This window comes from Flavobacterium sp. CSZ (genome assembly GCF_015350725.1).
Classification (GTDB): Bacteria; Bacteroidota; Bacteroidia; order Flavobacteriales; family Flavobacteriaceae; genus Flavobacterium.
In genome coordinates, this window is the sequence record NZ_JADKPQ010000015.1 from 74861 (window position 1) to 100232 (window position 25372).

The 25372-nt window shown below is 34.0% G+C and carries 20 protein-coding genes; 9 read left to right on the top strand and 11 right to left on the bottom strand.

Going from position 1 to position 25372, the window contains the following annotated elements; translation table 11 throughout:
- Window positions 1–6 precede the first annotated feature (6 nt).
- Together IRZ78_RS17350 and IRZ78_RS17355 are read left to right on the top strand one after the other, a co-directional pair.
- Window positions 7–1347 (top strand): dihydroorotase, encoded by a 1341-nt coding sequence (locus tag IRZ78_RS17350; RefSeq protein WP_194617741.1) that lies wholly within the window; start codon window positions 7–9, stop codon window positions 1345–1347.
- 9 nt (window positions 1348–1356) lie between these two features.
- Window positions 1357–1836, top strand: a complete 480-nt coding sequence (locus IRZ78_RS17355; RefSeq protein ID WP_194617742.1) for a DUF4296 domain-containing protein — start codon at window positions 1357–1359, stop codon at window positions 1834–1836.
- Window positions 1837–1844: 8 nt separating this feature from the next.
- Here IRZ78_RS17355 and IRZ78_RS17360 read toward each other — a convergent pair whose 3' ends face one another.
- Entirely contained in the window at window positions 1845–2837 is a 993-nt protein-coding gene (locus IRZ78_RS17360) for an NAD-dependent epimerase/dehydratase family protein (protein ID WP_194617743.1), read from the bottom strand.
- A gap of 221 nt (window positions 2838–3058) precedes the next feature.
- Between IRZ78_RS17360 and tyrS the strand changes: the two genes are divergently transcribed.
- A complete protein-coding gene (tyrS, locus tag IRZ78_RS17365; RefSeq protein WP_194617744.1) occupies window positions 3059–4354 on the top strand; it encodes a tyrosine--tRNA ligase in 1296 nt (431 codons plus the stop codon).
- A 79-nt stretch (window positions 4355–4433) separates the two neighbouring features.
- Here the strand turns inward: tyrS and IRZ78_RS17370 are convergent, their stop codons facing one another.
- The 4 genes from IRZ78_RS17370 to IRZ78_RS17385 all read right to left on the bottom strand — a co-directional run bounded on the left by IRZ78_RS17370 (window position 4434) and on the right by IRZ78_RS17385 (window position 10165).
- Window positions 4434–5414 carry an acyl transferase gene (locus IRZ78_RS17370; protein WP_194617745.1) on the bottom strand — a complete coding sequence of 327 codons (981 nt, stop codon included), beginning with the start codon at window positions 5412–5414 and terminating at the stop codon, window positions 4434–4436.
- A gap of 140 nt (window positions 5415–5554) precedes the next feature.
- A complete protein-coding gene (locus IRZ78_RS17375; protein WP_194617746.1) occupies window positions 5555–5893 on the bottom strand; it encodes a T9SS type A sorting domain-containing protein in 339 nt (112 codons plus the stop codon).
- Window positions 5894–6053: 160 nt separating this feature from the next.
- On the bottom strand, window positions 6054–7187 hold the full coding sequence (locus IRZ78_RS17380; RefSeq protein WP_194617747.1) for a hypothetical protein: 1134 nt from the start codon (window positions 7185–7187) through the stop codon (window positions 6054–6056).
- A gap of 203 nt (window positions 7188–7390) precedes the next feature.
- Window positions 7391–10165 carry a TonB-dependent receptor gene (locus IRZ78_RS17385; RefSeq protein WP_194617748.1) on the bottom strand — a complete coding sequence of 925 codons (2775 nt, stop codon included), beginning with the start codon at window positions 10163–10165 and terminating at the stop codon, window positions 7391–7393.
- A gap of 233 nt (window positions 10166–10398) precedes the next feature.
- Between IRZ78_RS17385 and IRZ78_RS17390 the strand changes: the two genes are divergently transcribed.
- From IRZ78_RS17390 to IRZ78_RS17400, 3 genes are all read left to right on the top strand, one after another.
- Window positions 10399–11082: a response regulator transcription factor gene (locus IRZ78_RS17390; protein ID WP_041518469.1), complete on the top strand. Its 684-nt coding sequence runs from the start codon at window positions 10399–10401 to the stop codon at window positions 11080–11082.
- A gap of 277 nt (window positions 11083–11359) precedes the next feature.
- Window positions 11360–12439, top strand: a complete 1080-nt coding sequence (locus IRZ78_RS17395; protein ID WP_194617749.1) for an ATP-binding protein — start codon at window positions 11360–11362, stop codon at window positions 12437–12439.
- Window positions 12440–12609: 170 nt separating this feature from the next.
- Window positions 12610–13905, top strand: coding sequence for a porin (locus IRZ78_RS17400; protein ID WP_194617750.1), 1296 nt, complete (start codon window positions 12610–12612; stop codon window positions 13903–13905).
- Between the two features lies 1 nt (window position 13906).
- Here the strand turns inward: IRZ78_RS17400 and IRZ78_RS17405 are convergent, their stop codons facing one another.
- From IRZ78_RS17405 to IRZ78_RS17425, 5 genes are all read right to left on the bottom strand, one after another.
- Window positions 13907–14977, bottom strand: coding sequence for a glycosyltransferase (locus IRZ78_RS17405; protein ID WP_194617751.1), 1071 nt, complete (start codon window positions 14975–14977; stop codon window positions 13907–13909).
- 221 nt (window positions 14978–15198) lie between these two features.
- Entirely contained in the window at window positions 15199–15744 is a 546-nt protein-coding gene (locus IRZ78_RS17410; protein ID WP_194617752.1) for a hypothetical protein, read from the bottom strand.
- A 64-nt stretch (window positions 15745–15808) separates the two neighbouring features.
- On the bottom strand, window positions 15809–19240 hold the full coding sequence (locus IRZ78_RS17415; protein WP_194617753.1) for a hypothetical protein: 3432 nt from the start codon (window positions 19238–19240) through the stop codon (window positions 15809–15811).
- Between the two features lie 90 nt (window positions 19241–19330).
- Complete coding sequence (locus tag IRZ78_RS17420) at window positions 19331–19501, bottom strand: hypothetical protein (protein WP_194617754.1); 171 nt, start codon at window positions 19499–19501, stop codon at window positions 19331–19333.
- 45 nt (window positions 19502–19546) lie between these two features.
- Entirely contained in the window at window positions 19547–19777 is a 231-nt protein-coding gene (locus tag IRZ78_RS17425) for a DUF5808 domain-containing protein (protein WP_194617755.1), read from the bottom strand.
- A gap of 369 nt (window positions 19778–20146) precedes the next feature.
- Here IRZ78_RS17425 and IRZ78_RS17430 point away from each other — a divergent pair, with 369 nt between their 5' ends.
- The 3 genes from IRZ78_RS17430 (at window position 20147) to IRZ78_RS17440 (ending at window position 23879) form a co-directional block, all read left to right on the top strand.
- The gene (locus IRZ78_RS17430) at window positions 20147–20488 is read left to right on the top strand and encodes a helix-turn-helix transcriptional regulator (protein ID WP_194617756.1); all 342 of its coding nucleotides are present in this window, start codon (window positions 20147–20149) and stop codon (window positions 20486–20488) included.
- A 38-nt stretch (window positions 20489–20526) separates the two neighbouring features.
- A complete protein-coding gene (locus IRZ78_RS17435; RefSeq protein WP_194617757.1) occupies window positions 20527–21588 on the top strand; it encodes a helix-turn-helix domain-containing protein in 1062 nt (353 codons plus the stop codon).
- A 113-nt stretch (window positions 21589–21701) separates the two neighbouring features.
- Entirely contained in the window at window positions 21702–23879 is a 2178-nt protein-coding gene (locus IRZ78_RS17440) for an outer membrane beta-barrel family protein (protein WP_194617758.1), read from the top strand.
- Window positions 23880–23955: 76 nt separating this feature from the next.
- Here IRZ78_RS17440 and IRZ78_RS17445 read toward each other — a convergent pair whose 3' ends face one another.
- Window positions 23956–25218, bottom strand: a complete 1263-nt coding sequence (locus IRZ78_RS17445; protein ID WP_194617759.1) for an aspartate kinase — start codon at window positions 25216–25218, stop codon at window positions 23956–23958.
- Window positions 25219–25372 lie beyond the last annotated feature (154 nt).

The window sequence follows — 25372 nt, forward strand, 5'->3', positions numbered from 1 at the left end:
ATGGCGATGAACAGGATTTTAATAAAGAATGCTAAAATTGTAAACGAAGGATCTATTTTTGAAGGTGATGTCCTGATCGAAAACGACTTGATCGTTGAGGTAGCAGACAGTATCAGTCTAAAATCATCCGATTGTAAAGTGATAGATGCCGAAGGAAGTTATTTGATTCCTGGTGCAATCGATGATCAGGTACATTTTAGAGAGCCGGGATTAACACATAAAGGTGATATAGAATCAGAATCGAGAGCTGCGGTTGCGGGAGGAATTACTTCTTTTATCGAGCAGCCTAATACGGTTCCTAATGCGGTAACTCAGGAAATTTTAGAAGATAAATATCAAATTGCTGCCGTAAAATCATTTGCGAATTATTCTTTTATGATGGGTGCAACCAATGATAATCTGGAAGAAGTTCTAAAAACCAACCCGAAAAATGTTGCCGGAGTCAAGATTTTCTTAGGTTCATCTACCGGAAACATGTTGGTAGATAACGAAGCGACTTTAGAGAAAATATTCTCAAGCACGCCAATGTTAATTGCTGTGCATTGCGAAGACGAAACTACGATCCAGAATAATCTTGCCGCTTTTAAAGAGCAATATGGCGATGATGTTCCCGTAACGGCGCACCATTTGATTCGTAGTGCTGAGGCTTGTTATATTTCATCATCAAAAGCCGTGGCTTTGGCAAAGAAAACCGGAGCACGTTTGCATATCTTTCACCTTTCGACTGCGAAAGAGATGGAGTTGTTTACAAATAAAATTCCATTAGAAGATAAAAAAATTACCGCAGAGGTTTGTGTGCATCATCTTTGGTTTACCGATGAAGATTATAAAACAAAAGGAAATTTCATCAAATGGAATCCTGCTGTAAAAACTGCTCAGGACAGAGCAGAACTTTGGAAAGCTTTAAACGATGGTCGTATTGATGTAATTGCTACAGATCATGCGCCTCATACCAAAGAAGAAAAAATGCAATCTTATCTAAATGCACCCTCGGGAGGGCCGCTTGTACAACATGCTGTTGTGGCAATGTTCGAAGCGCATCACCAGGGAAAAATTACTGTAGAGAAAATCGTAGAGAAAATGTGCCACAATCCGGCTAAAATTTTCAAAATCGAAAAAAGAGGTTTTATAAAAGAAGGTTATTTTGCCGATTTGGTTATTGTAAATCCAAGTTTGCCATGGAGTGTAAAACCGGAAAATATCCTGGCAAAATGCGGATGGTCACCTTTTGAAAATTATACTTTTAAATCAAGAATCACCCACACTTTCGTGAATGGGGAACTGGTTTATAATAATTTTAAAGTAAAAGACCTTCGCAACGGAAAAAGATTATTGTTTGATAGATAAAAAGCTGAAATGAAAAATTGTATAGTAATAATATTGGTTTTGTTTCTTTCTGTAAGTTGTAAAAAAGAGTTGGTCAAACAACCTGCAAAACTTATCGAGAAAGAAAAGATGATTGATATTATGTATGATTTGTCTCTTTTGGATGCAATGAAATATCAAAATCCAATCTCGCTGGACTCAGTTGAAACAGATCCTGTAAAATTTATTTTAAGAAAGTTTAAGGTTGATAGCCTGCAATTTGCCCAAAGCAATATGTATTACGCAACCGATTATGAAGCTTATAAAGAAATGTTCGACGAAGTGAGCAAACGATTGGCGGTAAACCAAAGAGCTACAGATTCGATCATGAAAATCGAAGATAAAAAAGCAGCTAAAGAAAAGAAAAAGAAAGAAACAGATTCAATAAAAGAAGCGGTTAAGAAACCTTTGAAACAGCAAGCTACTATCGATTCGATAAAACAATTAATACAATTAAGAAAAAAGAGATAGTTTTAGAACTAAACGCCTTTTATATATTGATGTACATCTAGAAAAACCGTTCCCAGAGCGGTTTTTATTTTTTCATTCGAGTACAGATTCTTAGAATAAGAAGCTTTTGCAGTTGCTTTTGTAAGACGCCTCTTTTGAAAAAACAAAGTTGAAAATGCTGCATCCGCTATCCAAAGAAAATTCATCAATAAAGGCTTCGCATGAGTGCCTGGTTTTTTTACTTTTAAAGCTTCAGCAATTGTGTCCAGTATATCTTTAAAAACAATATTGTCGGCAATTAAAGTAAAACGCTCGTTTTTGATGTCGCTTTTCATTAATTCATGTGCAATTCCAATCACATCATTTATGGCGATAAAACCAGTACTTCCCAGCGTATAAAATGAGAGTCCGTTGGCTACTTTTCGGTACAATTCGACACTTCCCTCATCGAAGATTTTTGTTGCTGAAATTGGACCTAAAATTACCCCGGGATTTATAATAATAACATCAAGACCTTCCTGAAGTCCGCGCCAAACTTCCATCTCGGCACCATATTTAGAAATCGCATAATCGCTGTGGGGTTTCTCAGGATTCCAGTCGGTTTCTTCGGTAATATAAGTTTCGTGTGGTGCTATATCGCCCAGAGCGGCAATAGAACTTACAAAACAGAATTTCTTTATTCCTTTGGCAATAGAAAAATTAACCATATTGGCAGTTCCTTCGATATTGGTTTTTCGAAGAGATTCTTCGTCTTTAGGATCAAAAGAAATGAAAGCAGCGCAATGATAAACGTAGTCAATATCGATAAAAGCAGTTTCTAGTGAGGGAACATCAAGAATATCGGTTTCAAGCCAATTGATTTTTTCGAATAAATCTCCTTTTTTATACAATTCAAAAACCGATTTAGTTTTTTGAATGTTGTTCTGGTTTCGATAAATAGCCCGGACATTTTCTCCATTTTCAATTAAATGAAGCAATAAATGCGAGCCTACTAAACCTGTTCCTCCAGTTACTAATACCATTTTGTAAATATACCGATTTTGCCACAAAGCCACAAAGCCACAAAGTTTTTTGTTTGTTATTTTTTACTGCAAAGACACAAAGCTTATAATTGTTATTTGCTTTAATTGAAAGAAGGTGATCTCTGTTTTTTTATTATTTCCTTTGAGTCTTAACGTCTTTGTGGCATTGCTTTTTGATTTTGATATTGACATTGATTACATTTGCACAAATTATTTTAAAAATGAAGAATCTAGTTGAAGAATTAAAGTGGCGAGGGTTATATCATGATAGCATGCCAGGAACGGAAGAACAATTGCTTAAAGAGGTAACAACGGCATATATAGGTTTTGATCCAACGGCAGATTCGCTACATATTGGTAGTATGGTTCAGATTATTTTATTGGTTCACTTAAATAGGACCGGTCATAAAGCTATCGCCCTGGTAGGTGGTGCAACCGGAATGATTGGTGATCCATCTGGAAAATCTGACGAAAGAAATTTGTTGAACGAAGAAACTTTGGCTAAAAATGTTGCGGGAATAAAAAGTGTTTTGTCTCGTTTCTTAGACTTTAATTCAAAAGAAGCAAATGCTCCGGTTATGGTAAACAACTATGACTGGATGAAAGAATTCTCGTTTATTGATTTTGCACGTGAAGTTGGAAAACGTATCACGGTAAATTATATGATGGCGAAGGATTCGGTAAAAAAGAGATTTGCCGGAGAAGGCGAAGGAATGTCTTTTACAGAGTTTACTTATCAATTAATTCAAGGATACGATTTTTATCATTTATATAAAAACAATAATTGCGTTTTGCAAATGGGCGGTTCTGACCAATGGGGTAATATTACCACAGGTACAGAATTAGTGCGCAGAATGGGCGGAGAGAATGCAAAAGCTTTTGCTTTGACAACGCCATTAATTACAAAAGCAGACGGTTCTAAATTCGGGAAATCTGAAGGTGGAAATGTTTGGCTGGATGCTGATAAAACTTCGGTATATAAATTTTACCAATTTTGGGTAAATTCAACTGATGTTGATGCTGAGAAATACATTAAAATCTTTACTTTCTTAGATAAAGAAACGATTGATGCTTTGATCGAAGAGCACAAAACGGCTCCGCATTTAAGAGTATTACAAAAGAAACTGGCTGAAGAAATCACGATTTTTGTTCACTCTGAAGAAGAATTAGAAAAAGCAATCCAGGCTTCGAATATTTTGTTTGGAAATTCTACTGCAGATGATTTGAAGAAATTAGATGAAACTACTTTTTTAGAAGTTTTTGACGGAGTTCCTCAAGCCGAAATCGCAAAAGCAGATTTAGAAAATGGATTGGATATTATTTCGGTTTTAAATGAAAAAACAGGTTTCTTTAAGTCAAACGGAGAGGCGAGACGTGCATTAACAGCTAACTCAATCTCGGTAAACAGAGAAAAAATAAAAGAAGATTTTGTATTGACTGCAAATGATTTGATTAACAATCAGTTTGTGTTGTTACAAAGTGGGAAGAAGAATTATTTTGTGATTAGAGTGGTTTAAAAGGTTTAACTGTTTAATTGGTTAACTGTTTAATCGAGTGCAAAACGATTAAACGATTTAGCAAATCCACGATTAAACGCTAAAGCATCATCAAATTACAACCACGAATATCAGAATTATCAAAACGTCCCAATACCTCGAAAGAGTTGTTGGGATTTTTTTTGCCCAAATCCTGCGTAGCTATAAAAGAGCAAGAGTTGATGTTGGCTAAATCAATAACGTTTATTCCACCTGTTTTTCCATCTTTCACGTAAGTGAGAGCATCTTCGGGATCACGAACTAAAATGTGCATCCATGACGGACATTCAAATACACCTTCGCCCAGAGAATAGGCTTGTCCTAAAAGTTCGGTCATACCGTATTCTGAATGAATTGCCGAAACACCAAAACCTTTGCAAAGAATCTCGTGCAATTCTTCGCGAATCATTTCTTTACGTCTGCCTTTCATTCCTCCGGTTTCCATAATGATGGTGTTCTGAAGGTTGAATTGATGTTTTTCAATTAAATCCAATAAGGCATAAGTAACGCCAATTAAAATAACATTTTGACCTGATTCGTCAAGAGCAGTTAGTTTTTTTATCAAGTCGTCGTGATTGTGTAAATAAAACCCGCTTTCAGGCTGATTGGATAGTTTTATAAGGTCTTCGACCATATAAATTAACGAAGAGCCGTCGCGTTCGAGATAAGACGGTAAAAGGGCTAAAACAACGTAATCTTCGATATTGCCGTAAAACTGCGAAAATCCATTGCGGTAACTTTCCTCATATAGGGAAACATTGGTCACTATATGTCGGCTTGTAATCATTCCGGTTGTTCCGCTGCTGGTAAAAGTAACCTGAGCCGGATCGTTAGTAGAAACTACATCATGGCTTTTGAAAAACTGAATGGGTAAAAATGGAATTTGCTCCAGCGATTTTACCTGTTGTGGATTGACTTTCAGGAAATCGCAGAAATCACGATATACAACGTTGTTTTCATGTTGAAAACGAAATACTTTTAAAGCTATCTTTTCAAATTGTTTCTGACTCGAAATCGTAAACATATCGTTGGCTATAATCAAAACTTTTTTTGTGCAAAGATATTGTTTTTAGTTTTTAGTAGCAGTTTTTCAGCGGCAGTTTTCGGTTTTCTGTGAGCCTGAAAACTGTGACTGTGACTGAAAACTAAAAAAGCTCCTGAAAAAGGAGCTTTTTTTATAATTTATCGAATGATGAGCTTTCTTGTTGCAGAAGCATTTTCTTCGCTTATTTTGATGATATAAACACCTGGAACAAGCTCTGAGACATTTAATTCTTTTGAGCTTAAATGTGCCTGAAGGACTTTTTTACCTAAAACGTCAAAAATTATAATCTCCTTTTCTAAATCATTTTTAGAAGAGATATATACTTTTCCGTTATTAACGGGATTAGGGTACAAGCTTAAACCCTCAATGTTGCTTGCACTTTGAGGTTTTGGTAATTGCTTACTATCTTGTGCCGAGACACTTATAGTAAAGAAAAAAGCCAATAAGAATGTAATATAAAAGTAGTTTTTTGCCATCGCATTTTTTTGATTACCGTAAATATACAAAAAAAAATTACAAAAAGCACGCCAAAAAAAAACATCCTAAATTTTTAGGATGTTTTTAACAATTTATTTCGAAGTTATTAGAAATCTACTGATCAATAGGTGATTGCGTTTTTTCTACAACTTTATGTAATTACTTAGTCCAGCTAGCCCAAGATGGTAATTCAGCACCAGCACCAGCACCAGTTGCACCAGTAGTTGTTCCTGATAATTTAGGACCATCAAAAGCAGTTACAGAAGCTCCAAAAGTATAGTTTGTGATAGTGAAGTTTCCAGCAGCGATATTTGCAACTGCACCAGCATCTGTAGATAATTTTGCAAGGTCTTTAGGCATTCCGTCAGCAACATATAAATTTGTGTAAGTTTGTTTTCCACCACCTTCTTTGTAATTGATTGCTTTTTCGTCAGCTAAAAATGCAGCATCACCTTTGATGATAGAGATGTTAGTAATTTTACCGTTAGTCATTGGAACAGCTGTACTTGGGTCTTTTAAGTTGTTAGATCCTTCAACACCAGCTTTAGTAACACCTTTAATGTAAACGTTTGTAACAGTACCTTGCCATCCGTCAGCAAAATCTAATGAATCATCATAAGAGTTTATGATCACTAAGTTAGAAGCATTTACTGCTCCTCCGAAGAACTCAATTCCGTCATCACCACTTTCGAAAGCATAGATATCAGATACTACCGTTCCTGAACCTACTCCGAAGAAAGAAACTCCATTGTATTCTTTATCAGCAGTATATTTAGAACCTGTGTAAGAAATTCTTAAGAAGTTAATGTTTCCAGAAGAATCTGTATTATCATTACCACCATAGCTTAAAGCACCTACTTCAGAAGTACCATTGTCTCCAGTGTTTACTTTACCATTACCAGCGATAATCAAACCACCCCAGTCACTTTGAGCAGGAGTTGCTTTTCCAGATGTCATAACTACTGGTTTAGCAGCAGTACCGTTAATGTGGATTTTTGCATTTCTTTCTACAGCAATAAATAAAGAAGTAGCTTGTGCAGAAGGAGAAGTTTTAATTACTGTTCCGGCAGGAATAACTAAGCTTGCTCCGCCTTTAACAACTAATCCTCCAGTTAAAGTGTAAGTTTGAGTAGGATCTAAAGTTACAGTTCCATTAGTAATTTCTCCTTTTAAATCGTCAACTTTTACAACAAAAGTGCTTTTGTTATCGTCGCTTTTGTTATTGTCGTCAGAACTACAGCTTGTTAAGGCAAGTCCTAATATTGCAGCCATTGCAAATAATGATTTTTTCATTGTGTTGTGTTTTTTATTGTTTTATTTATTTATGGCAAAGTAAACGAACATATGTTTTTGCTGAGTTAAGGCCGTATTAACAATATATTAAGTATGTCGTGTAAAAAATAATCCGCTTAATGTAAAATTTACATTGAGTTGTTAAAAATAAAAAAGGTGATTAGTTAATACTAATCACCTTTTGTGCTTTTATGGTTTTACTTTTAGAATGTGTAGTTTAAAGTAATTCTGAAATCTGAACCTGCTTTGTACGAAACCGCAGTAATATCACCAACAGATTCTTTACCTGGTACTTTTCCTTGTTCTTGTACACGTTTGAAAGTTGGATTCAGGATGTTATTGTAAATAACGCCTAATTTTAAGTTTTTAGTCAAACTTGTATTAGCAATAAAGTCTAATTTATTTACCGCTTTATCAACCAAGTTTCCAACTCTTGAGGTTCCAATAACAGCTAATTTATCTGAAAAATAAGAATAAGATATTGTTGCACTGAAATCCTGTCCTTCTCTGAATTCATTTAAAAATGATAAGTTAGCGTTGGCAAGGAAATTGGAAGCCCCTGTTAATTTACTTTCTGTAAATGTAAAGTTTGCTCCAAAATCATTTTCGTCGTTTACTTTATCGTTGCTTAGATCTTGGTTTGTGTATAAATATGATCCGTTTGCATCAAAAGAAAGTTTTGTCTTTAGATTGTTGTTGTTTTCAATTTCAAAAATGTCTTTTCTAAATTCTACTTCAACCCCAGCTACAGTTCCCTTATCTCCTGTATTTGCATAAGAAATGTCATTTGAAGAAGAATTAAGGAACATCTCGTTGATTGGGTTTTGAATAATTTTTCCAAATGCAGTTACAGAAATTAACTCCCCTGCTTTCGGGAAATATTCCCATCCTAAATCGAAGTTGTAATTTGTTGAAGCATATAAATTAGGGTTTCCTTCGTATGCTTGTGCAACATCTTCATAAATAATTGGCACTTTTTCTTTAAACTGAGGAAGAGTATATGTTTTACTTGCTGAGAATTTTAAATTTTGCTTTTCATTCAAAGTATACTTCGAAATTAAACTTGGTAAGATGTTAAACTTTGAATCATTAGAACTATCGCCACCAGGAACTGTAGTTGTGATGTAGAAAACATTTTGAGTTAATTGTTCCACTCTCGCACCTAATATCACGCTCAATCTCTCAGTTAATGAGTATTGAACATTAACAAATCCAGCATTAATATCTAAATTTCCATTATACAACTGGTTAATTCTGTTTGAGTATGATGAACCCCAATGTGCAGGATCTAAATAATTATCTACATGGTGTATGTCTTCTTTAGGAAAAGAAATTGTAGATCTGTTCGGAAAGAATGAATATTGTTCCATGTTATAGTCTACATCCTTGAACTTTCCTGAATATCCAATAGTTATTTTTCCTCTGTATGTGTCGTCGGTCTTTTTGTTGAAATTATACGATAATGCAATATTTGCAGCGATTTCATTTTCCTTTAAATCCTGAAAAAATCGGTGGTTGTTTATGTTTGAATTGGTAAAGAATGTATAATCTATAGCATTTGGAGCATAAACAAAAGAGTTTTGCATACGATCCGGGATTGCACTGTTAGACATACTATATCCTACTCCCCAGTTTAAATTCCACTGATCGTTGAATTTGTTTTTCCCTGTTAATTGATTTACAATTAATTGAGTTCTTTCAAAAGTCCCACGTTTTATGAAGCCTGTAATTTGTTGAAGCGCGTCTCCACCACCGTCAAAATTCTGGTTTGTTCCTTCGTACTCACTGTAATCCTGATCACTTGAATTTAAGAATAAAGAAGTAAAGACGATCGAATTCTTGTTGTTGATTTTATAATCGGCAGTACCCATAACGGTTGTAGTAGTACTGTGCTTGTATGACGTTCTGATAAAGTCAGAAAAAATATCTCCGTCAGACGTAATTCCTCCTCTGCTGTATCCTTCTGTGTATTTATTTTTTGCGCTAAATGAACCAGTAACAAAAGTGCCAATTGAACTCTCATCATTTATAGTAAATCTTTTGCCGGCAGATACAGTGTAGAAAGCGTTAAGTACATTTTTGTTTTCCTGTCTGTCCCAGCTTGTTGCATAGCTATATGGCTGAAGTGGAGCATTAGGAACGCCTACTTTTTTGAATCCGGTATAGTTAGGTCCGTCTTGCAGATAGAAATGATCCTGGCCTAATACGTTTGTGTTAGCGCCTGATCCTATTGAAAAACTTACGAATGGTTTTCCGCTGAATTTTTTTGCGGTGATATCAATATTTGCTCCACCAAAATCAGCATAATTTTGAGCCTCAAATGTTTTGCTTACTCCAATATTATCTACAATATTTGTTGTAAAAATATCTAAAAGAATATTTTTGTTTGCCGGATTATTTGATGGTAATGGAAGCCCGTTTAAAGTAGTAACATTATAACGATCCCCTAATCCTCTTACGAAAACATTTCCTGAGTCGTCATTTTTAGAAACCCCACTTACTTTAGCTACTGCATTAGCGACATCATTGATTCCTTTTCTGGAAATTTCCTCAGCACCAATTGCAGCTTTAAAAGACACTGCATTTTTTTGGTCTAATAATAAAGCTGATTCTTTTTGTTTGTTTATCGCAGATGATTTTACAACGACATCTTTTAGAGTATAACCTCCTGATGAAAGCACCTGATTTACAGTAATAGTCTCATTTGCTTTAACAATTACTGGTTGTTCTACAGATTCATATCCAACGAAACTAAAAATAATAATATAATTTCCCGGATTTACGCTTAACGAATATTTTCCGTCAATGTCAGTGTTCGCGCTTGTGTTAGTCCCTTTTACTAAAACATTTGCGAAAGGTAAAGGTTGATTGTTGGTTTCTTTGTCGGTTAATACACCAGAAATCGTACCTTTGTTTTGAGCGATCGAAATCGTACAAATAAAGAATGTGATAAATAGAAATTTTAAATTGAATTTCATTTTTGTGTTGTGTTTGATTTATTTTTGTGCAAAGAAAGAAATGCTGTGTAAAGTTCATGTTAGGCACTTGTTATGTTTTTGTGTCTTGTAGATTATCAAATTGTTACCAGATTAAATTACCGTTAACCGCAATTTTTAACGGTTATTTTGTTAGTATATTTACGCTGTGAAATAAAAAACATCGAATGTATAATCAAGAAAATTTGATGTAAAAATCTCAATTTTTGCTATTTATGAAAAAAACACAAACCAAGATTTTATTAGTTGACGATGAACCAGATATCTTAGAAATCGTTGGCTATAACCTTGCTCAGGAAGGCTACCAGATTGTTACTGCTTCAAACGGAAAAGAAGCAATAGCAAAGGCTCAGAAAGAATTGCCGGACCTAATTATTATGGATGTAATGATGGCCGAAATGGATGGAATGGAAGCTTGCGAACACATCAGAAAAATCCCGGAATTAAATAATGTTATCATAACATTCTTAACAGCCAGAAGCGAAGATTATTCACAAGTTGCTGGTTTTGATGCAGGTGCAGATGACTATATCACCAAACCAATAAAACCAAAATTATTGGTAAGCAAAGTAAAGGCTTTGTTAAGAAGGTTAAAAGAACAAGAAGTTGTTAGCGATACCTTAAATGTAGGCGGAATCGAGATTAACCGAGAGGAATACAAGATCATAAAAGGCAATGTAGAAATTGCTTTACCAAGAAAAGAATTCGAATTATTTTATTTATTGGCTTCAAAACCGGGGAAAGTTTTTAAAAGAGACGAAATCCTGGATAAAGTTTGGGGTAATGAAGTTGTAGTGGGCGGAAGAACAATAGATGTTCACATCAGAAAACTACGCGAAAAAATAGGAGAAGACCTTTTTAAAACCATCAAAGGTGTTGGTTATAAATTTGAAGTTTAAAATTTGATTTTTAAACATTAAATAAATCTTTAAAAATGTTTCTAAACCATAAAGAGATTAAGTTAAATAAGACTTAAGCTGATTTTGATTGTTTGAAACAGAAACATAATAATAAATTTAAACCATATAAGAAATTGAAGTTCCTGTGATCTTCTATTTCTTATATGGTTTTTGAGTTCAAATATTAATTCTTTATAAAAATGCATTAAACCCAAGAGAAACTTAATTTTTCTTAATTTCTTAATGGTTCATTATTTAAAAAGCCTAGCTGTTTCAAATGAAAATTAATTTTAAAAAAACATACAAATTTGCTGTAAAGTCGGCATTATATATAAGTCTTTTTGGGACAGGATTTGTGCTGATCCTGATGAATTTATTCTATAAAAATCAGCTGAAACATCAGGTTGCATTTGGGACAATCTTTATTATTTCGATTTATATTTTCTCATTTCTGGTGTTACAATATCGTGTAGAACGCTTTATTTATCGAAGAGTAAAAAAAATCTACGATGAGGTTTCCTTATTAGAATCAACAACACTTATCAATCAGCCCATAACTACAGATATGGAAACCCTTTCACGTGAAGTGAAAAAGTTTGCTACCGATAAAAAGCTGGAAATCGAAATGCTTGAAATTCGTGAACAATATCGCAGGGAGTTTTTAGGGAACGTTTCGCATGAACTTAAAACGCCTTTGTTTACCGTTCAGGGTTATGTTTCGACTTTGCTTGATGGTGCAATGGATGATAAAACCATTCGAAAAAAATATTTAAAACGTGCCGAAAAAGGAGTGGAGCGTCTTATATATATAGTAGAAGATCTGGATATGATTACCAAATTAGAATCAGGAGACCTGGATTTGAATATGACTGATTTTAATATTGTCGAACTGATTCAGAATGTGTTTGATTTGTTGGAAATGAAAGCCGACAAAAAGAAAATTAAACTCGCTTTTGAAAGTAAAAATGTGCAGTCGGTTATCATTCGTGGAGATCAGGACAGGATTCAGCAAGTTTTAGAGAACCTGATTGTTAATTCTATTAAGTATGGTAAAGACGGAGGTTTAACAGAAGTTGGTGTTGTAAACTTAACCAAGAAAAAAGTTTTAATCCGCATTAGTGATAACGGAGAAGGAGTGGAAAAACAAAATATTCCAAGACTTTTCGAACGTTTTTACAGAGTCGATAAAAGCGGAACCCGTTCAGAAGGTGGTTCTGGTCTGGGATTGGCCATTGTAAAACATATTATCGAAGCTCATAAAGAGAAAGTATATGTAGAAAGTGAATTTGGTATTGGATCTGAGTTTTCTTTTACACTTGAAAAAGCGCATAAAACCATAAAAGCAGAAGTTAAATAATTGTAAGCTGATTGCGGCGAACTGCTGTAAAACATGGCGTTTTAACAATTAATCAAACTACGGAAAAACTTCGTAACATTAAATTTTTATTATAGTAACATCCTGTTAATGATTTCTTAACATTGATGCTACATCTTTGTACCCTGAAATTAAGGGATATTAGAGAAAGGATGATAAAAAGAAAATTGGTTGCCGTTTTATTGCTGTTAAATTTTGCAGCAAATGCTCAGGATTTGAATAAACAGGATGTAAAAAACGAAGTAATGCGTATTTTAGATTCTATCAACAAAGCGAAACTTCCGGATACTAAATCTGGCGGAGGAGTTGAAGAACACTGGTATGACAGAATCTCTTTAAGAGGTTATGCACAAATACGCTACAATGGTCTTTTCTCAACAAATGATAAAGTTTCCTGCGATCAGTGTGATAAATCCTGGGGAACAACATCAACAGATCCGGATGCAAAAGCAAACAACGGATTATTTATTCGACGTGCACGTTTAGTGTTTTCAGGACAAGTACATCCTAATGTGTTTTTTTATTTTCAGCCTGATTTTGCCAGTTCGCCAAGTACGGGAATCCAGAATTTTGTTCAGATTCGTGATTTGTATTTTGATCTTTCTTTTGATAAGAAAAGAGAATATCGCGTTCGTGTTGGGCAAAGTAAGATTCCGTATGGTTTCGAAAACATGCAGTCAAGTTCTGTACGCTTAGCGTTAGACCGTAATGATGCAATGAATAGTGCGATATTAAACGAACGTGATTTAGGAATATTCTTTTATTGGGCTCCAGCCGAAATCAGAGAGCGTTTTGCCATGTTGGTAAAAGACGGTTTTAAAGGTTCAGGCGATTATGGTGTTTTTGCCTTTGGAGTTTACAACGGACAAATTGCCAATAAACTTGATGGTAACAGAGATTTGAATGTTGTCGCAAGAGCAACGTATCCTTTTGTAATAGGCAGTCAGATTATCGAACCCGGAATTCAGGCTTATACAGGAAAATGGGCTTTTACCGGCGAGATTTCACCGGGAGTAAAAGTAAATGATCCGCAATATGTAAAGGATCAAAGGGTAGGAGCGACTTTTGTTTTATATCCAAGACCTTTCGGAATCCAGACAGAATATAATATTGGTACAGGACCGCGATACAATACGGTAACTAATGCTGTTGACGAAACAGACTTAAACGGAGGTTATGTTTTACTAAATTATAAATTAGATATCAAAAAGCAACACATATATCCTTTTGCCAAATTTCAATATTATGATGGAGGAAAAAAATACGAAAAAGACGCCAGAAGTTATGTCGTTAGAGATTATGAAATTGGTATAGAATGGCAGCCAATTAAAGCTTTTGAGTTTACAGCAGAATATGTCATTGCTGATAGAACTTTCGAAGACAGTGTGCTGCCAATCAACCGTCAGCAAGGAAATTTATTACGCTTGCAAGCGCAGTTTAATTTCTAAACTAATCTTCGAAAACGGTAAACAAAGAATCCCAATCGATATCTTCGTTGAACTGAGTTAAACCTTTAAACGACTTTACTTTTGAAAGATCTTCAATGGTAAAGTCGTTTTGTAATGCGTACGGTACCAGATTTTCTTCCTGAAGTTTTATCGCCAGATATTCCTGCTCATATTGCCCCGGAGTTGGAATAAAAAAAGCTTTCTTGCCCAATTTTGCCAAATCCATTACGGTGGTATAACCAGAACGGCATAAAACAAAATCACTTTCGTTAAAAGTTTGTTCCAGTTGTTTTGAGTTCATGAAATTGTAATACGTTACATTTCCTACCTGCCATTTGGTTTGGGTTTTATCAATAATACCTTGTACAAAAACTACTTTACCCTGGTAATTAGCTACTTCTTTTTGTAATTTTTCGTCCAAATAAGTGCGCTGAGGTTCAGGCCCGGACAAAATCACCATCAAATCATATAATTTTGGTGTTTCCTTTTTGCGCATTCGGCTCAAAGGACCAATGTATTTTAAGTTAAGGTGATTTGTTTTAAGGTGACCTAAATCGCCGGTTAAATTTACCTTTTCATTAGTATCAGGAACCCAGCATTCGTTATATTTTTTTATAATGTATTGATGGCATTTACTGGTAAACCAGGTTGTATTTCCTGTCATCACATTCAATTGATGGGTCATAAAAACAGATGGGATTTTTTTACTGAAAACTCCCAATCGATTATCCGAAATAATACCGTCAATTCCATGTTTTTTGATCCAGCGGTTGACCATTTTTTTCTCGTCCAGGATAGCAACGATCATTTTAGGAAGGCTTTTGATCAATTTCCATTTAAAGTTTTTGCCATTTTTAGCATATTCAATATGATAAGAAGGCAATTCAAGCGTTTGTATGTATGGAAACTCCTTGCGTAATAACGCCAAGGCAATCCCATCAGAAGCTATAATTGGGATGAAATTTTTTTCCTGAAGCGCTTTTATAATAGGGATACATCTTGTGGCATGGCCTAATCCCCAGTTTAATGGAGCAACTAAAATTGTTTTGTTCGCAGAATAGTCAATGCTCATAGTTTAACGCTTTTTAAAAACGAAGATAAAGAAATAAGCTTTTTATGTTATTTCGTACATATTACTAAATTATTAACTCTGATTTAAGCTTCTAAGTTTCTAAGCCTCTAAGATGCTAAGTTTTTTGCTTGTTAAATAAAAAAAACCGAACTATATAGTTCGGTTTTTTATTAATCTTAGCGCCTTAGAAACTTAGTAGCTTAGCATCTCAGTATCTTTAACTAATCCTGAATGTATGTTTTGTTTCCGTTTTTATTAATGTAGTATTTGCCGCCTTTTGGTCCCGTATATACTTTTTTCCCGTTGTATTCCCCTGTAACTTTATCAGCTACTTTAGGAGCTTTCTCTGTAGTTTCTTTTAGTGTTTTAGTAGCTGTTTTTTTAGTTGCCGTGGCATCTTTCTTGGCTACAGTTGCTTTAGTTTCAGCTTTTTTTGCATCGGCTTTAGCACTTTCTCCTGCTGCAGTTGCTTTTTTTGCGGCTTTTGTAGCATCGCTTTTAGCTTTAGCGGCTTCTTTGTCAGCTGCTTTTTTTGTTGCTGCGGCACTTTCTTTTTTGGCTGCTGCCGAAGCATCGGTAGCATCTTTAGCTGCTTTTTTTGATTTTGCAGCTTCTTTTTTCGCATCGGCTTTTGCTTTGTCTGCCTCAGATTTAGCTTTTTTAGCCGTAGCTTCAGTTTTGCTTTTAGCAGCTTTAGTGGCAGTTTCCTGAGCGTAGAAATTGGTAGATAAAACCACCATTAAACAAAGTAATAATAATTTTTTCATAGGGTTACGTATTTAAATTTCAAATTAAAATTAATCAATTTATTAATACGTTTTTCGTAAAGTGTTAAAAATAAGCGCGAAGCTGTATGTTGCCGGTATGAACAACGGATCCCGTCTCACTTTTTCTTCCCTGGTAGTTTAAATTTACATCCAGAAACTGAGTTAAGTTCTTCTGTAAAAGCAATTTCCAGACTAAATTTTTCCCTTCCTGAAGTCCTTCAAGCATCTGAAATCCTACCGATGAAAATTCATTTCCGTTAAACTTATTCTGGTAAAAAGAAAACTCTCCATTCAGAGTGACTTTTTTCTCGCCAGCAAACGAAAACGAAGTTCCGAGTCTGTTTTGAACCAGAGTTTCTAAATCTCCAATTTGATTTTCTTTGTTCTGAAATTCGTAAAAGAAATCTAAACTGGTATTTTTAGAAAACAAATAACTAATTTTTGGTGCGACCTGATAACCTTTTAGGTCATAGTTTTTTTCGACAAAATCTTCAGAAACCAGGTTGGTACTAATCGTTTTGGTGAAGAAATTAAATAACCAGCTTTTTTTATACAAATGCGTATACTGCAATTGATTTGAACTGTTTCTAACATTTTGTGATCCTATCGAAAGTAAATTTTTTCCTTTATTAATAAGGTAGGTATAGGTTACAGAATGCTTTTGCTTTCCGCGATTATAATACAAACTATTCCTAAAACTCGAATTTAATCCTAGTATGTTTTCTTCAGATGAATCAAACGGATTGAGTTCTAAACGTTCGCCCTGGCTTTTTACCTTTCGATCCATAATAAAGGAAGTTTGATTGTAAAAATAAGAAGCGATTTTTTTAAAACCCGTTTCGTTTTGCCATTGCAGCGGATTAAGAGCAACAGATTGTGAAAATTTATTCTGATTGGTTTTGATGTAAACCTGGTTGGGCAGAAAGATTCGAACATATTTGGCCTGATCTGGGAACGCGGCAATCTCAAACTCTTCCAATTCCTGAATTCCGTTGCCATTATAGTCGTTCCAGGCATAAACACCCTGACCCGTTGGCACTTCAACATACGTAAATTCCTGCTGCGCAATGGTCCCTGAGCTTGTTTCGTAAGCCGTACCAATTTGCATGAATTGGTTAAAGAATCGATCGTTGTAAAGGATTCTTGAATTTAAGGATGGTTCGTTTTTTCGGGATGAATTGGTGAAATCTAAATTACGGTAACTGGCATAAACGGCTAAATCTGTTGTTTTATTCTGGATCAATTTCGATTTCAAATAATAAGTTTGCGAATTGTTTACGTGCTGCAAGAATCCGTTTTGCAAACTATCGTTTCGGCGTTGCAAATAACCTAATTCTACAAAAACTCTGGTACTGTCACCACGCCCAATAAATGCTCCGTATTCTGTGAATCTTTGGCTTAAAGCCGAAAACTGACTGCTAACTTTATCCCGTTGCTGATTGTCCTCAAGTTGCATGCTGGCACCAATCCAGTTTTTGCCAAAATGATATTTGGTTCTGGTTTGATTTCTGATAAATTTTGAAGTAGAACTTGTTGCATCACTCTTCATAAAACTCCCCTGATTTTCTATCGTCCAGTTCTTTAATTTGAATAAAGCAGTCGTGGTATGTCTTGCTCCGGAATAACTTTCGGTATAATCTAATTTTTCGAACTGATAAGTAAACAGACCAATATTTGAGGTTTGTTTTTTAGCAAATAAATCAAAATTGAATCCCGTCACCAATAAACTCTGATTGCCATAAAGTGTTTCATTCAAGTTCCAGTCCCTGTTGAATTCTATATTATACAATCGCTCGACAGATCTAAAATCTTCCTGAACAAGCTGGTAATTTGCAAAAGCATCTAAAGTCCATTCGCGGGTAAAAAGACGTTTTTTAATATTAGTTTTAAGCGCAATTCCGCTATTGTCTCCATCGTCAATTTTCGAAAATAAATTTTTATCGTTGTTGCCTATGGCAATTTCAAAGTCTACAAGAGTTTTTTCATCAGGATTGTATTTTCCTAAAAAAGTAGCCACTTGCAATTTTATTGGAGCAACTAATTGTACGATAGGTTCGTAATTTCCTTGTAAAACGCCGCTTACCGGAGCAACATATTGATAAATGCGTTCTACCGAGTTGTTGTTTTGAATGATATAATTTCCGAGATTATTACCCATAAGGCTAAACTTTACATTGTATAAAACATTGCTCGGATCATTTGAGTATTCGTATGCTTCTACCGAATTGACCAATATTTTTTTATATAAAATTTTATTATCTGCATAGGAATCTTCGTAAGCAGAAGGCGCTTTCATTAAATTAGGATCATCACCCGCCTGACTTAAAATCTCAACCTGCCCGGTAGAAAGATTTTGTTGCAAAGGCTGATTTTTCATGTCATTTTCAGAATAAATATAACCGGCAAAACTCCAGTTTTTATTTTCGTGCGTTGCACCGGCGTAAGTAACCAAACGATTATAGTTTCTTTCAGAATATTGATATTCTACATTAATACGCATTTCTGATGTAATCGTAAAAAGAGAAGTAAAAGTAATTTCTCCGGCATTATAATCAATAACATAATCGTTGTTTTCGCCACGTTTTAGCAAAATACCATTGACATAAACACGTTCTGATCCTGAAATTACCAAAACATACAATTCGCCATTTTGCCCTTTTAATTTATAAGGTCCCTGATTTCCTTCCTGCCCTGTAAAAGTGCTTTTAGCATATTGACCTTTAACAAAAGCGACTGATGCAAAAATATTGGTTTTGCTTTCTTCATCTCCAAAATTAAAACTGGTCGAAAGTCCCTGTACTTTTTTATTAAAGTTTAGAAATTGGGTTTTTCTGTTTTCTAAAAAAACATCGCCGGCCCGAATGTTCCAGTCGTCGCTAAAAAGTTCGATAAAAATATTGTCAAATTGATCCAGCTTTTGCGAATAGCCGCCATCCTGAAGCGGAATGTTATTGTCCTGCAGCGACGCCCGAAGACTAATTTTATCGGATATTTTTCCCGTAATCTGAAGATCTAAATTAGAGTTTAAAACCGTATTTTGATTATTTCCAACCGTAACGCCGCGGGTAATGCTTCCTGATGTTACTAAGCCATCAAACGGAGTGACTTTTTTGGTGCTGGTATTATCAATTCGGTACAATCTCTCAGAACCAACATCATTGGTTACCACCTGATCTGATTTGTAAAGACTGTATTCTTTGGTCAGGAAATCGGGATATTTTAAATAATTTACAACTAAAGTATCCAAAACTGAACCTGCTTTTTCATTTAAAATCAAAGTTCCTTTTTGAAAATTAACTTTATAAAAAGTACTATCTATAGGTTGGTTTTTAGTGTTTAGAATTTCAAAAAAGCCCGAATTAATACTGAATTGCTCAAGATGAATGGTATCCCGGCTTACAATTACTTTTTTCGTTTTGTACGATGATTCCGTTTCCTGTGCCTGAAGCCCGGAATACCAGATAAAAACCGTTAAAAACAGTAATTTTTTCAACATAAATACTTTAACTCTAAAAAATCAAAAGTAGTATTTATAATTGGGAAATTCCGGGTCTCTAATTTGTTGTTTGAATGTGTGTGTTTTGAGCTATTTTCCGCTTTTTATCTGACTGAACATCGAGATAGAAATTAATAATGCTAATACAATAGAGGTTCCGGCTTTTATCATATTGCCGGTATGATCCGGGCTAAAAAAAAAGTAAGCTAAATACAGACAGCTTACAATAGCCATGCTATATTTGAATATAAAGAATTTCATGTTGTAATGAATATTAATCAGGAGTAATTACCCGGTTTTTTGAATTTAATTATTGGCGTGTTCTGCCAGAATAAGAAGAATTGCAATTATAATCAAGGCTATAAAAACAGAATTTGGATTGGCAAAATTAATCGTCCAGCCCAATTCTTTTATTTTTTTGGGAGGAAATAATCTATTGTCTTTTGGATTATAATAAAACATTCCCCAAATCCAGTTATCGGGATCGTTGTTCCATTCGTTTTGGTTTTCCTGATCAGGTTTATTGTTAATCCCCATGATTTTTTAGCGCTTTAAAATTATTACTACTAACCAATTTTGCAGATATATTTTTAACGATGCTTTTTTGAAAACCGATAGCCCAGCGCAATAATTATTATTAGAAGACATAAAAACAATGTTGGATTACTCATATTCTTTAGATTTTAGGGTTTAAATTTTTAATACATATTACCTGATTTCAGGTACTATCTACTTGTTTTTTGGAAAGTCTAAATTACTGTTTTGTAAGGTTTTTTATTATGTGATTATCGGGTATTTTAATAAGTAATTTATAGATATTTTTTTATTTAAAAATAATTGATCTTTTGTGAGTATATTTTTATAAAACCGTCCTCTATTTGATTATAAGGAAAAATACCATAAAATATGAATATTGTTGTAGGTAATAAACTTAAAATACTTCGAAAGAACAAAAACATGTCGCAAGAAGAAGTGGCAGACTGTCTTCATATATCCCAATCAGCATATGCAAGGATGGAAAGTGGCGAGAGCAGTTCATGGTCAAATCATATTTTAACCATCTGTAAAATTTTTGGGATCACTCCTGAAGACTTATTAAAAGTAGATCTGAATAATAAGGGAATATCTTCTATTAATAATGCAGATCAATTGTCAGATCAGATCATCGAGCAATACGAGGAACGCATCAAAGAGCTGAAAAAAATGATTAAAGATTTGAAGGAGGATAAAAAATCGTTAAAGTCATAATTTTTTTTAGCTTTGTGAGAATAAAACAAACTTAAATTATGGATACCAGCAAAGAACTCTTATTCTTTTTTAGCGCATTAGGAGTTTTCAACGGAATTATTTTAAGTATTTATTTTTTTTTCTTTACAAAGAAAAAATACCTGACCAATTATTTTCTGGGGGCTCTTTTATTTGCCCTAAGCATCAGAATTGGAAAATCAGTGTTTGTGTATTTTCATCCCACATTACCTAGATTATATTTACAAATTGGGTTAACCGCTTGTTTTTTTATTGGTCCATGTTTGTATTATTTCCTGAAATCGGCTGTTGCCCAAATTAATATAATGCCGAAATCCTGGAAAGGCACACTTTTATTCTGGGCAATATTGATTGTATCGGTAGGAATTGTTTATCCGTATGAATATTATCCTTTGCTTTGGAACCAAATTTTTATTTGGATTATTTATTTTCAATGGTTTGCTTATATTGTTTTCTCCGGTTTTGCGATCAGAGAAATATTGGCAAAAATCGTAAATAGAAAGCACAAAACAACTCCGGCAGAAATGTGGTTCGGGACGATTTTTTTGGGTAATTTTCTGTTGTTCTTTTTTTATTTTCTTGCTATAGTACGTGGTCCGGCAGCTACTTATATTAGTGGAGCAATAGTTTTTTCGTTTATTCTTTATTTAATTATTTCGATTCTTTTACACAGAAAAAAAACGGATGATTTGTTTTTATTAAATGGTCCTAAAACTTCGGGCAAAAAAATAGATTCAGTTGAGGCCAAAATTTTATCCGCAAAACTGGAAAAAATAATGATCGAAAAAGAATGGTATAAAAACTCCAATCTAAGTTTGCTGGATTTATCTCAGGAACTCAACATTTCAAGTCATCAATTGTCGCAGTTTTTAAATAGTAATCTGAATAAGAATTTCACCAGTTTTGTAAATGAGTTCAGGATAAACGAAGCTTGCAAAATCATCACCTCAAATGATAAGCTAACGTTAGAATCTATTGGTTATGATGTAGGTTTTAATTCTAAATCGACATTTTTTGCCGCCTTTAAAAAACATACCGGAACTACACCTTTAAATTATCAACTTCAGGCGTTACAGGCTTAAAGCTTAGTGTGAATTTATAAATTCGTACTCCTGATTTCTGTTTCGATTACTTCACCCTGCAATTTAGAATAGATTTTTGTCTCAACAAAGTCAAATTTTAAATTGCCAAATCTATGAGATTCCTAGTTTCTGTTTTCATTTACACTTATTGCTTTCTTTTTTATGCCTTAGAAATAAAAGCACAATCCAAGCCAACAATTCCCGAGAAAATTACAAATCAAAATAATGAGTTAAATGAAGTTGTGATCAAAAAACAAACTTCATTGGTAAAGTATTCTGCCAACGGAAATCTTGATGTCAATGTCGCTAACACGTTGCTTTCGACAAGTAGTTCTGTCAATGAATTATTGGGCAGGGTTCCGAATGTTATTGTAGCCGAGGGACAAATAAGTGTTCTCGGAAAAGGAGAAGCGATTATTTACCTTAACGGAATTTTGATTAATTACGAACGTTTTGCCGCAATTGCGGTTTCTCAAATTTTAAAAATCGAAGTCATTTCAAATCCATCTTCAAAATACGACGCCGAAGGAAAAGCGGTTATCAATATTATTACCAAAAAAAATATCGAAAACGGTATGATGGGAACGGCGAGTAAGCAAATGACCATTTCTGAGTTTGCTGGAACGAGTACCAATACACTTCTGGATTTTAATTATACAAAAGGCAAATTTTCGTTTATTACTAATTACGGATTGCAATTAGGCAAAGGCCGCGAATTATTATACACAACCAGAACGCGACCTAATCCGGAGGATTACATGCGATCTGAACTAACTACAGACTGGAAAAGACAGTTTAATAATTATTCGAATTTTGGTTTTGGATTGCAATACACGTTCTCTGAGAAGAATTATATTTCATTGGCCTATAGCGGAAATATTGAAGATTTGGGTGGAGTCGTAGAAAGCCGAAATTCCATCAGTAATAATGTTGGGAATAGTTTTTATGCCACGGATATTGCTAAAAATGATGTATTGCTAAATCAGTTTATTAATCTAAATTATAATGCCATAACAGATAGTAAGGGTTCGTCGTTATTTATAGGAACGCAATACTCTAATTATAACGGAACTACAAAAGATTTTATTGATGAAAATAGTTTGGTTGATGAACGAAATGCTGAAAAGTATTTGAAGAATAATGTTGACAATACAATTGATATTTTAAGCATTCAGGCAGATTATTCTAAAAAGATAAATGAAAATACAAAGCTCGAAACCGGAGCAAAATACAGCAATGCGAAAGTACAATCAGCAACAGATTTCCTGATTTCTGATACAGAAAATGGCGATTTTGAACCTGATAATCAACTTTCGAGTGATTTTAAATACGTTGAAAAAATCAGTGCTGTTTATTTTAATTATGGAAGTTCATTAGGAAAGAAGTTTAATTTTTCTTTTGGTGCCCGAGGCGAATGGACGAGTTATAATTTGTATACTACAGCAAACGGGATTCAGCAATTCAAAAAAAGTTATGGCAATTTTTTCCCTAATGTGTTACTAAATATGGATGTTTCGGATGATTTGAAAGCGCATATCTCGTATGTTTCCAGAATAACAAGGCCCAGATATCAGGGGTTGAATCCGTATGTTATTTATCAGGATCCGTTTACCACTATAGAAGGAAATCCTAATTTATTACCTGAAAAAGTTCATGCCTTTGAAATTGGTGCGATGTACAAAAAGTTCGATTTTAGAATAGGATATTCCTATAAAATCGATCCAATTTCTGGAGCTGCTTTGCGTGGCGATACATCTAACAGTTATATTTTGAGATCATTAAATATAGAAAAAGAACATACTTTTTTCACTTCGCTTTCAAGATCATTTACAAACAAATGGTGGAATTCAACAAATACAATTAGTATGAATTTAAGTAAATCGATCGATAATTTTTATGAATATGCTTTGGGTCCGGTCAAACCTCAAATCTATCTGTATTCGAATAATACATTTACCATTCCGAATCTTTTTAAAGTTCAATTGCTTGCCTGGTATCTTGGCGATAAAAGCTACGGATTACGAAGTGAAAATAGCAGATCGACAGTGACTGTAGGAATCGAAAGAAACTTTTTTAAAGAGGCCCTAAAACTCAATTTTACCGCAAATGATATCTTTCATGACTTTATGGTTTCTGGTAATTATGACGTAGGACAAACCGAAATCTATTATCACAGAACCTATACAACCAATTATTTTAAATTGATTGCCACTTTTAGTTTCGGCAATTCAAAGAAACAGGCTTTTAAGAAAACAGAGATTGAACAAAGCGAAAATAATAGAGCGAGGTAAATAAGAAAGGCTTCACAGTTATGTGAAGCCTTTCTTAATATGTTGAATTTATATAATTAACGTAAATAAAAAAGATTTAGTTATTAATCTCTTTAGTAACAATTTGCATTGTTTCACGGCTTACTTGTTTTAGTAAAACAGTTTTGTTTGCTTCAACAGTTTCGGCCGCATTTTCTGTAAAGTGACGAATCGTATATAAAGTTACATTATCATTATAATCAACTTTGAATTTTTTCGAAAGAATCGCATTCAATTCATTAAAGTTTTCGAATTTATCTTCCACACAAACAGAAAAACTAATTGCTGAATTCTGAATCAGATTCACTTTAATTTTAAATTCATGAAACAAAGCAAAAATTTCGCTGATATTTTCTTCCATAATAAAAGAGAAATCAATTGATGAAAGCGAGATCAAAAGCTGGTTTCTTTTTACAATAAAACAAGGATATTGTGGTTCTAAATCAACACCTTTAGAAACGCAGGTTCCTTTTAATAACGGGTTGATAAACGATTTTACATATAACGGAATTTCTTTTTTCTGTAAGGGCTGCAAAGTTTTTGGGTGAATAACCGTTGCACCGTAAAAAGCCAATTCGATAGCTTCACGATACGAGATTTGGTTCAATAAACTCGCGTTCTCAAAATAACGAGGATCCGCATTCATAACTCCCGGAACATCTTTCCAGATCGTTACACTTTCGGCATTTAAACAATAAGCAAAGATTCCCGCAGTATAATCAGAACCTTCACGGCCAAGAGTAGTGGTGAAGTTATTCTCATCAGCACCTAAAAATCCTTGCGTGATGTTTAATATTTTGCGTTTTACATTTTTGCTGATCAATTGTTGAGTCGTTTCCCAATCCACTTCGGCATCTCTGTAATTAGCATTCGTTTTAATGAAATTACGAACATCCAGCCACTGCGTCTGAATACCTCTGTAATTCATATAATGACTTAGAATAGTAGTCGAAATCAATTCTCCAAAACTTACCACCTGATCGTAAACAAAGTTGTAATTAGGAGACTTATTATGTGCAAGGAAATATTCTAATTCAGAAAACTGCGCTTTTACAGCCGTAAAAACCTCCTGTTTTTCATCCTCAAATAAATCTAATAATATTTGATTGTGATATTTTTTTATTTCCTGTACAGATGAATTTAACTCTGCCGATTTCTCAAAATAATTTTTGATGACAACTTCAAGAGCATTTGTTGTTTTTCCCATCGCCGAAACGACCAAAATCACATCTTCATAACCTACTTTTTGTAAAACGTCATACACGTTTTTAATTCCATCAGCATCTTTAACTGATGCTCCACCAAATTTAAATACTCTCATTTTTAATTTTAGATTTTTAATTTTAGATTTCAGATTGAAATGAAATCTAGTATTTTTTTATTTTCTGCCACAGATTAAAATGATTTTCACTGATTTTTTTAGTTAATTAATTAGTGAAAATTCGTGAAATTCGTGGCGAATTGACACAGATTTT

What these genes read in the sequence shown, in the direction of transcription:
- IRZ78_RS17410 (WP_194617752.1), bottom strand. Translation starts at nt 15,744, where the DNA reads ATGAAAAAATTATTATTACTTTGTTTAATGGTGGTTTTATCTACCAAT.
- IRZ78_RS17360 (WP_194617743.1), bottom strand. Translation starts at nt 2,837, where the DNA reads ATGGTATTAGTAACTGGAGGAACAGGTTTAGTAGGCTCGCATTTATTG.
- IRZ78_RS17440 (WP_194617758.1), top strand. Translation starts at nt 21,702, where the DNA reads ATGAGATTCCTAGTTTCTGTTTTCATTTACACTTATTGCTTTCTTTTT.
- IRZ78_RS17405 (WP_194617751.1), bottom strand. Translation starts at nt 14,977, where the DNA reads ATGAGCATTGACTATTCTGCGAACAAAACAATTTTAGTTGCTCCATTA.
- IRZ78_RS17350 (WP_194617741.1), top strand. Translation starts at nt 7, where the DNA reads ATGAACAGGATTTTAATAAAGAATGCTAAAATTGTAAACGAAGGATCT.
- IRZ78_RS17420 (WP_194617754.1), bottom strand. Translation starts at nt 19,501, where the DNA reads ATGAAATTCTTTATATTCAAATATAGCATGGCTATTGTAAGCTGTCTG.
- IRZ78_RS17435 (WP_194617757.1), top strand. Translation starts at nt 20,527, where the DNA reads ATGGATACCAGCAAAGAACTCTTATTCTTTTTTAGCGCATTAGGAGTT.
- IRZ78_RS17425 (WP_194617755.1), bottom strand. Translation starts at nt 19,777, where the DNA reads ATGGGGATTAACAATAAACCTGATCAGGAAAACCAAAACGAATGGAAC.
- IRZ78_RS17385 (WP_194617748.1), bottom strand. Translation starts at nt 10,165, where the DNA reads ATGAAATTCAATTTAAAATTTCTATTTATCACATTCTTTATTTGTACG.
- IRZ78_RS17445 (WP_194617759.1), bottom strand. Translation starts at nt 25,218, where the DNA reads ATGAGAGTATTTAAATTTGGTGGAGCATCAGTTAAAGATGCTGATGGA.
- IRZ78_RS17395 (WP_194617749.1), top strand. Translation starts at nt 11,360, where the DNA reads ATGAAAATTAATTTTAAAAAAACATACAAATTTGCTGTAAAGTCGGCA.
- tyrS (WP_194617744.1), top strand. Translation starts at nt 3,059, where the DNA reads ATGAAGAATCTAGTTGAAGAATTAAAGTGGCGAGGGTTATATCATGAT.
- IRZ78_RS17380 (WP_194617747.1), bottom strand. Translation starts at nt 7,187, where the DNA reads ATGAAAAAATCATTATTTGCAATGGCTGCAATATTAGGACTTGCCTTA.
- IRZ78_RS17400 (WP_194617750.1), top strand. Translation starts at nt 12,610, where the DNA reads ATGATAAAAAGAAAATTGGTTGCCGTTTTATTGCTGTTAAATTTTGCA.
- IRZ78_RS17415 (WP_194617753.1), bottom strand. Translation starts at nt 19,240, where the DNA reads ATGTTGAAAAAATTACTGTTTTTAACGGTTTTTATCTGGTATTCCGGG.
- IRZ78_RS17390 (WP_041518469.1), top strand. Translation starts at nt 10,399, where the DNA reads ATGAAAAAAACACAAACCAAGATTTTATTAGTTGACGATGAACCAGAT.
- IRZ78_RS17355 (WP_194617742.1), top strand. Translation starts at nt 1,357, where the DNA reads ATGAAAAATTGTATAGTAATAATATTGGTTTTGTTTCTTTCTGTAAGT.
- IRZ78_RS17375 (WP_194617746.1), bottom strand. Translation starts at nt 5,893, where the DNA reads ATGGCAAAAAACTACTTTTATATTACATTCTTATTGGCTTTTTTCTTT.
- IRZ78_RS17430 (WP_194617756.1), top strand. Translation starts at nt 20,147, where the DNA reads ATGAATATTGTTGTAGGTAATAAACTTAAAATACTTCGAAAGAACAAA.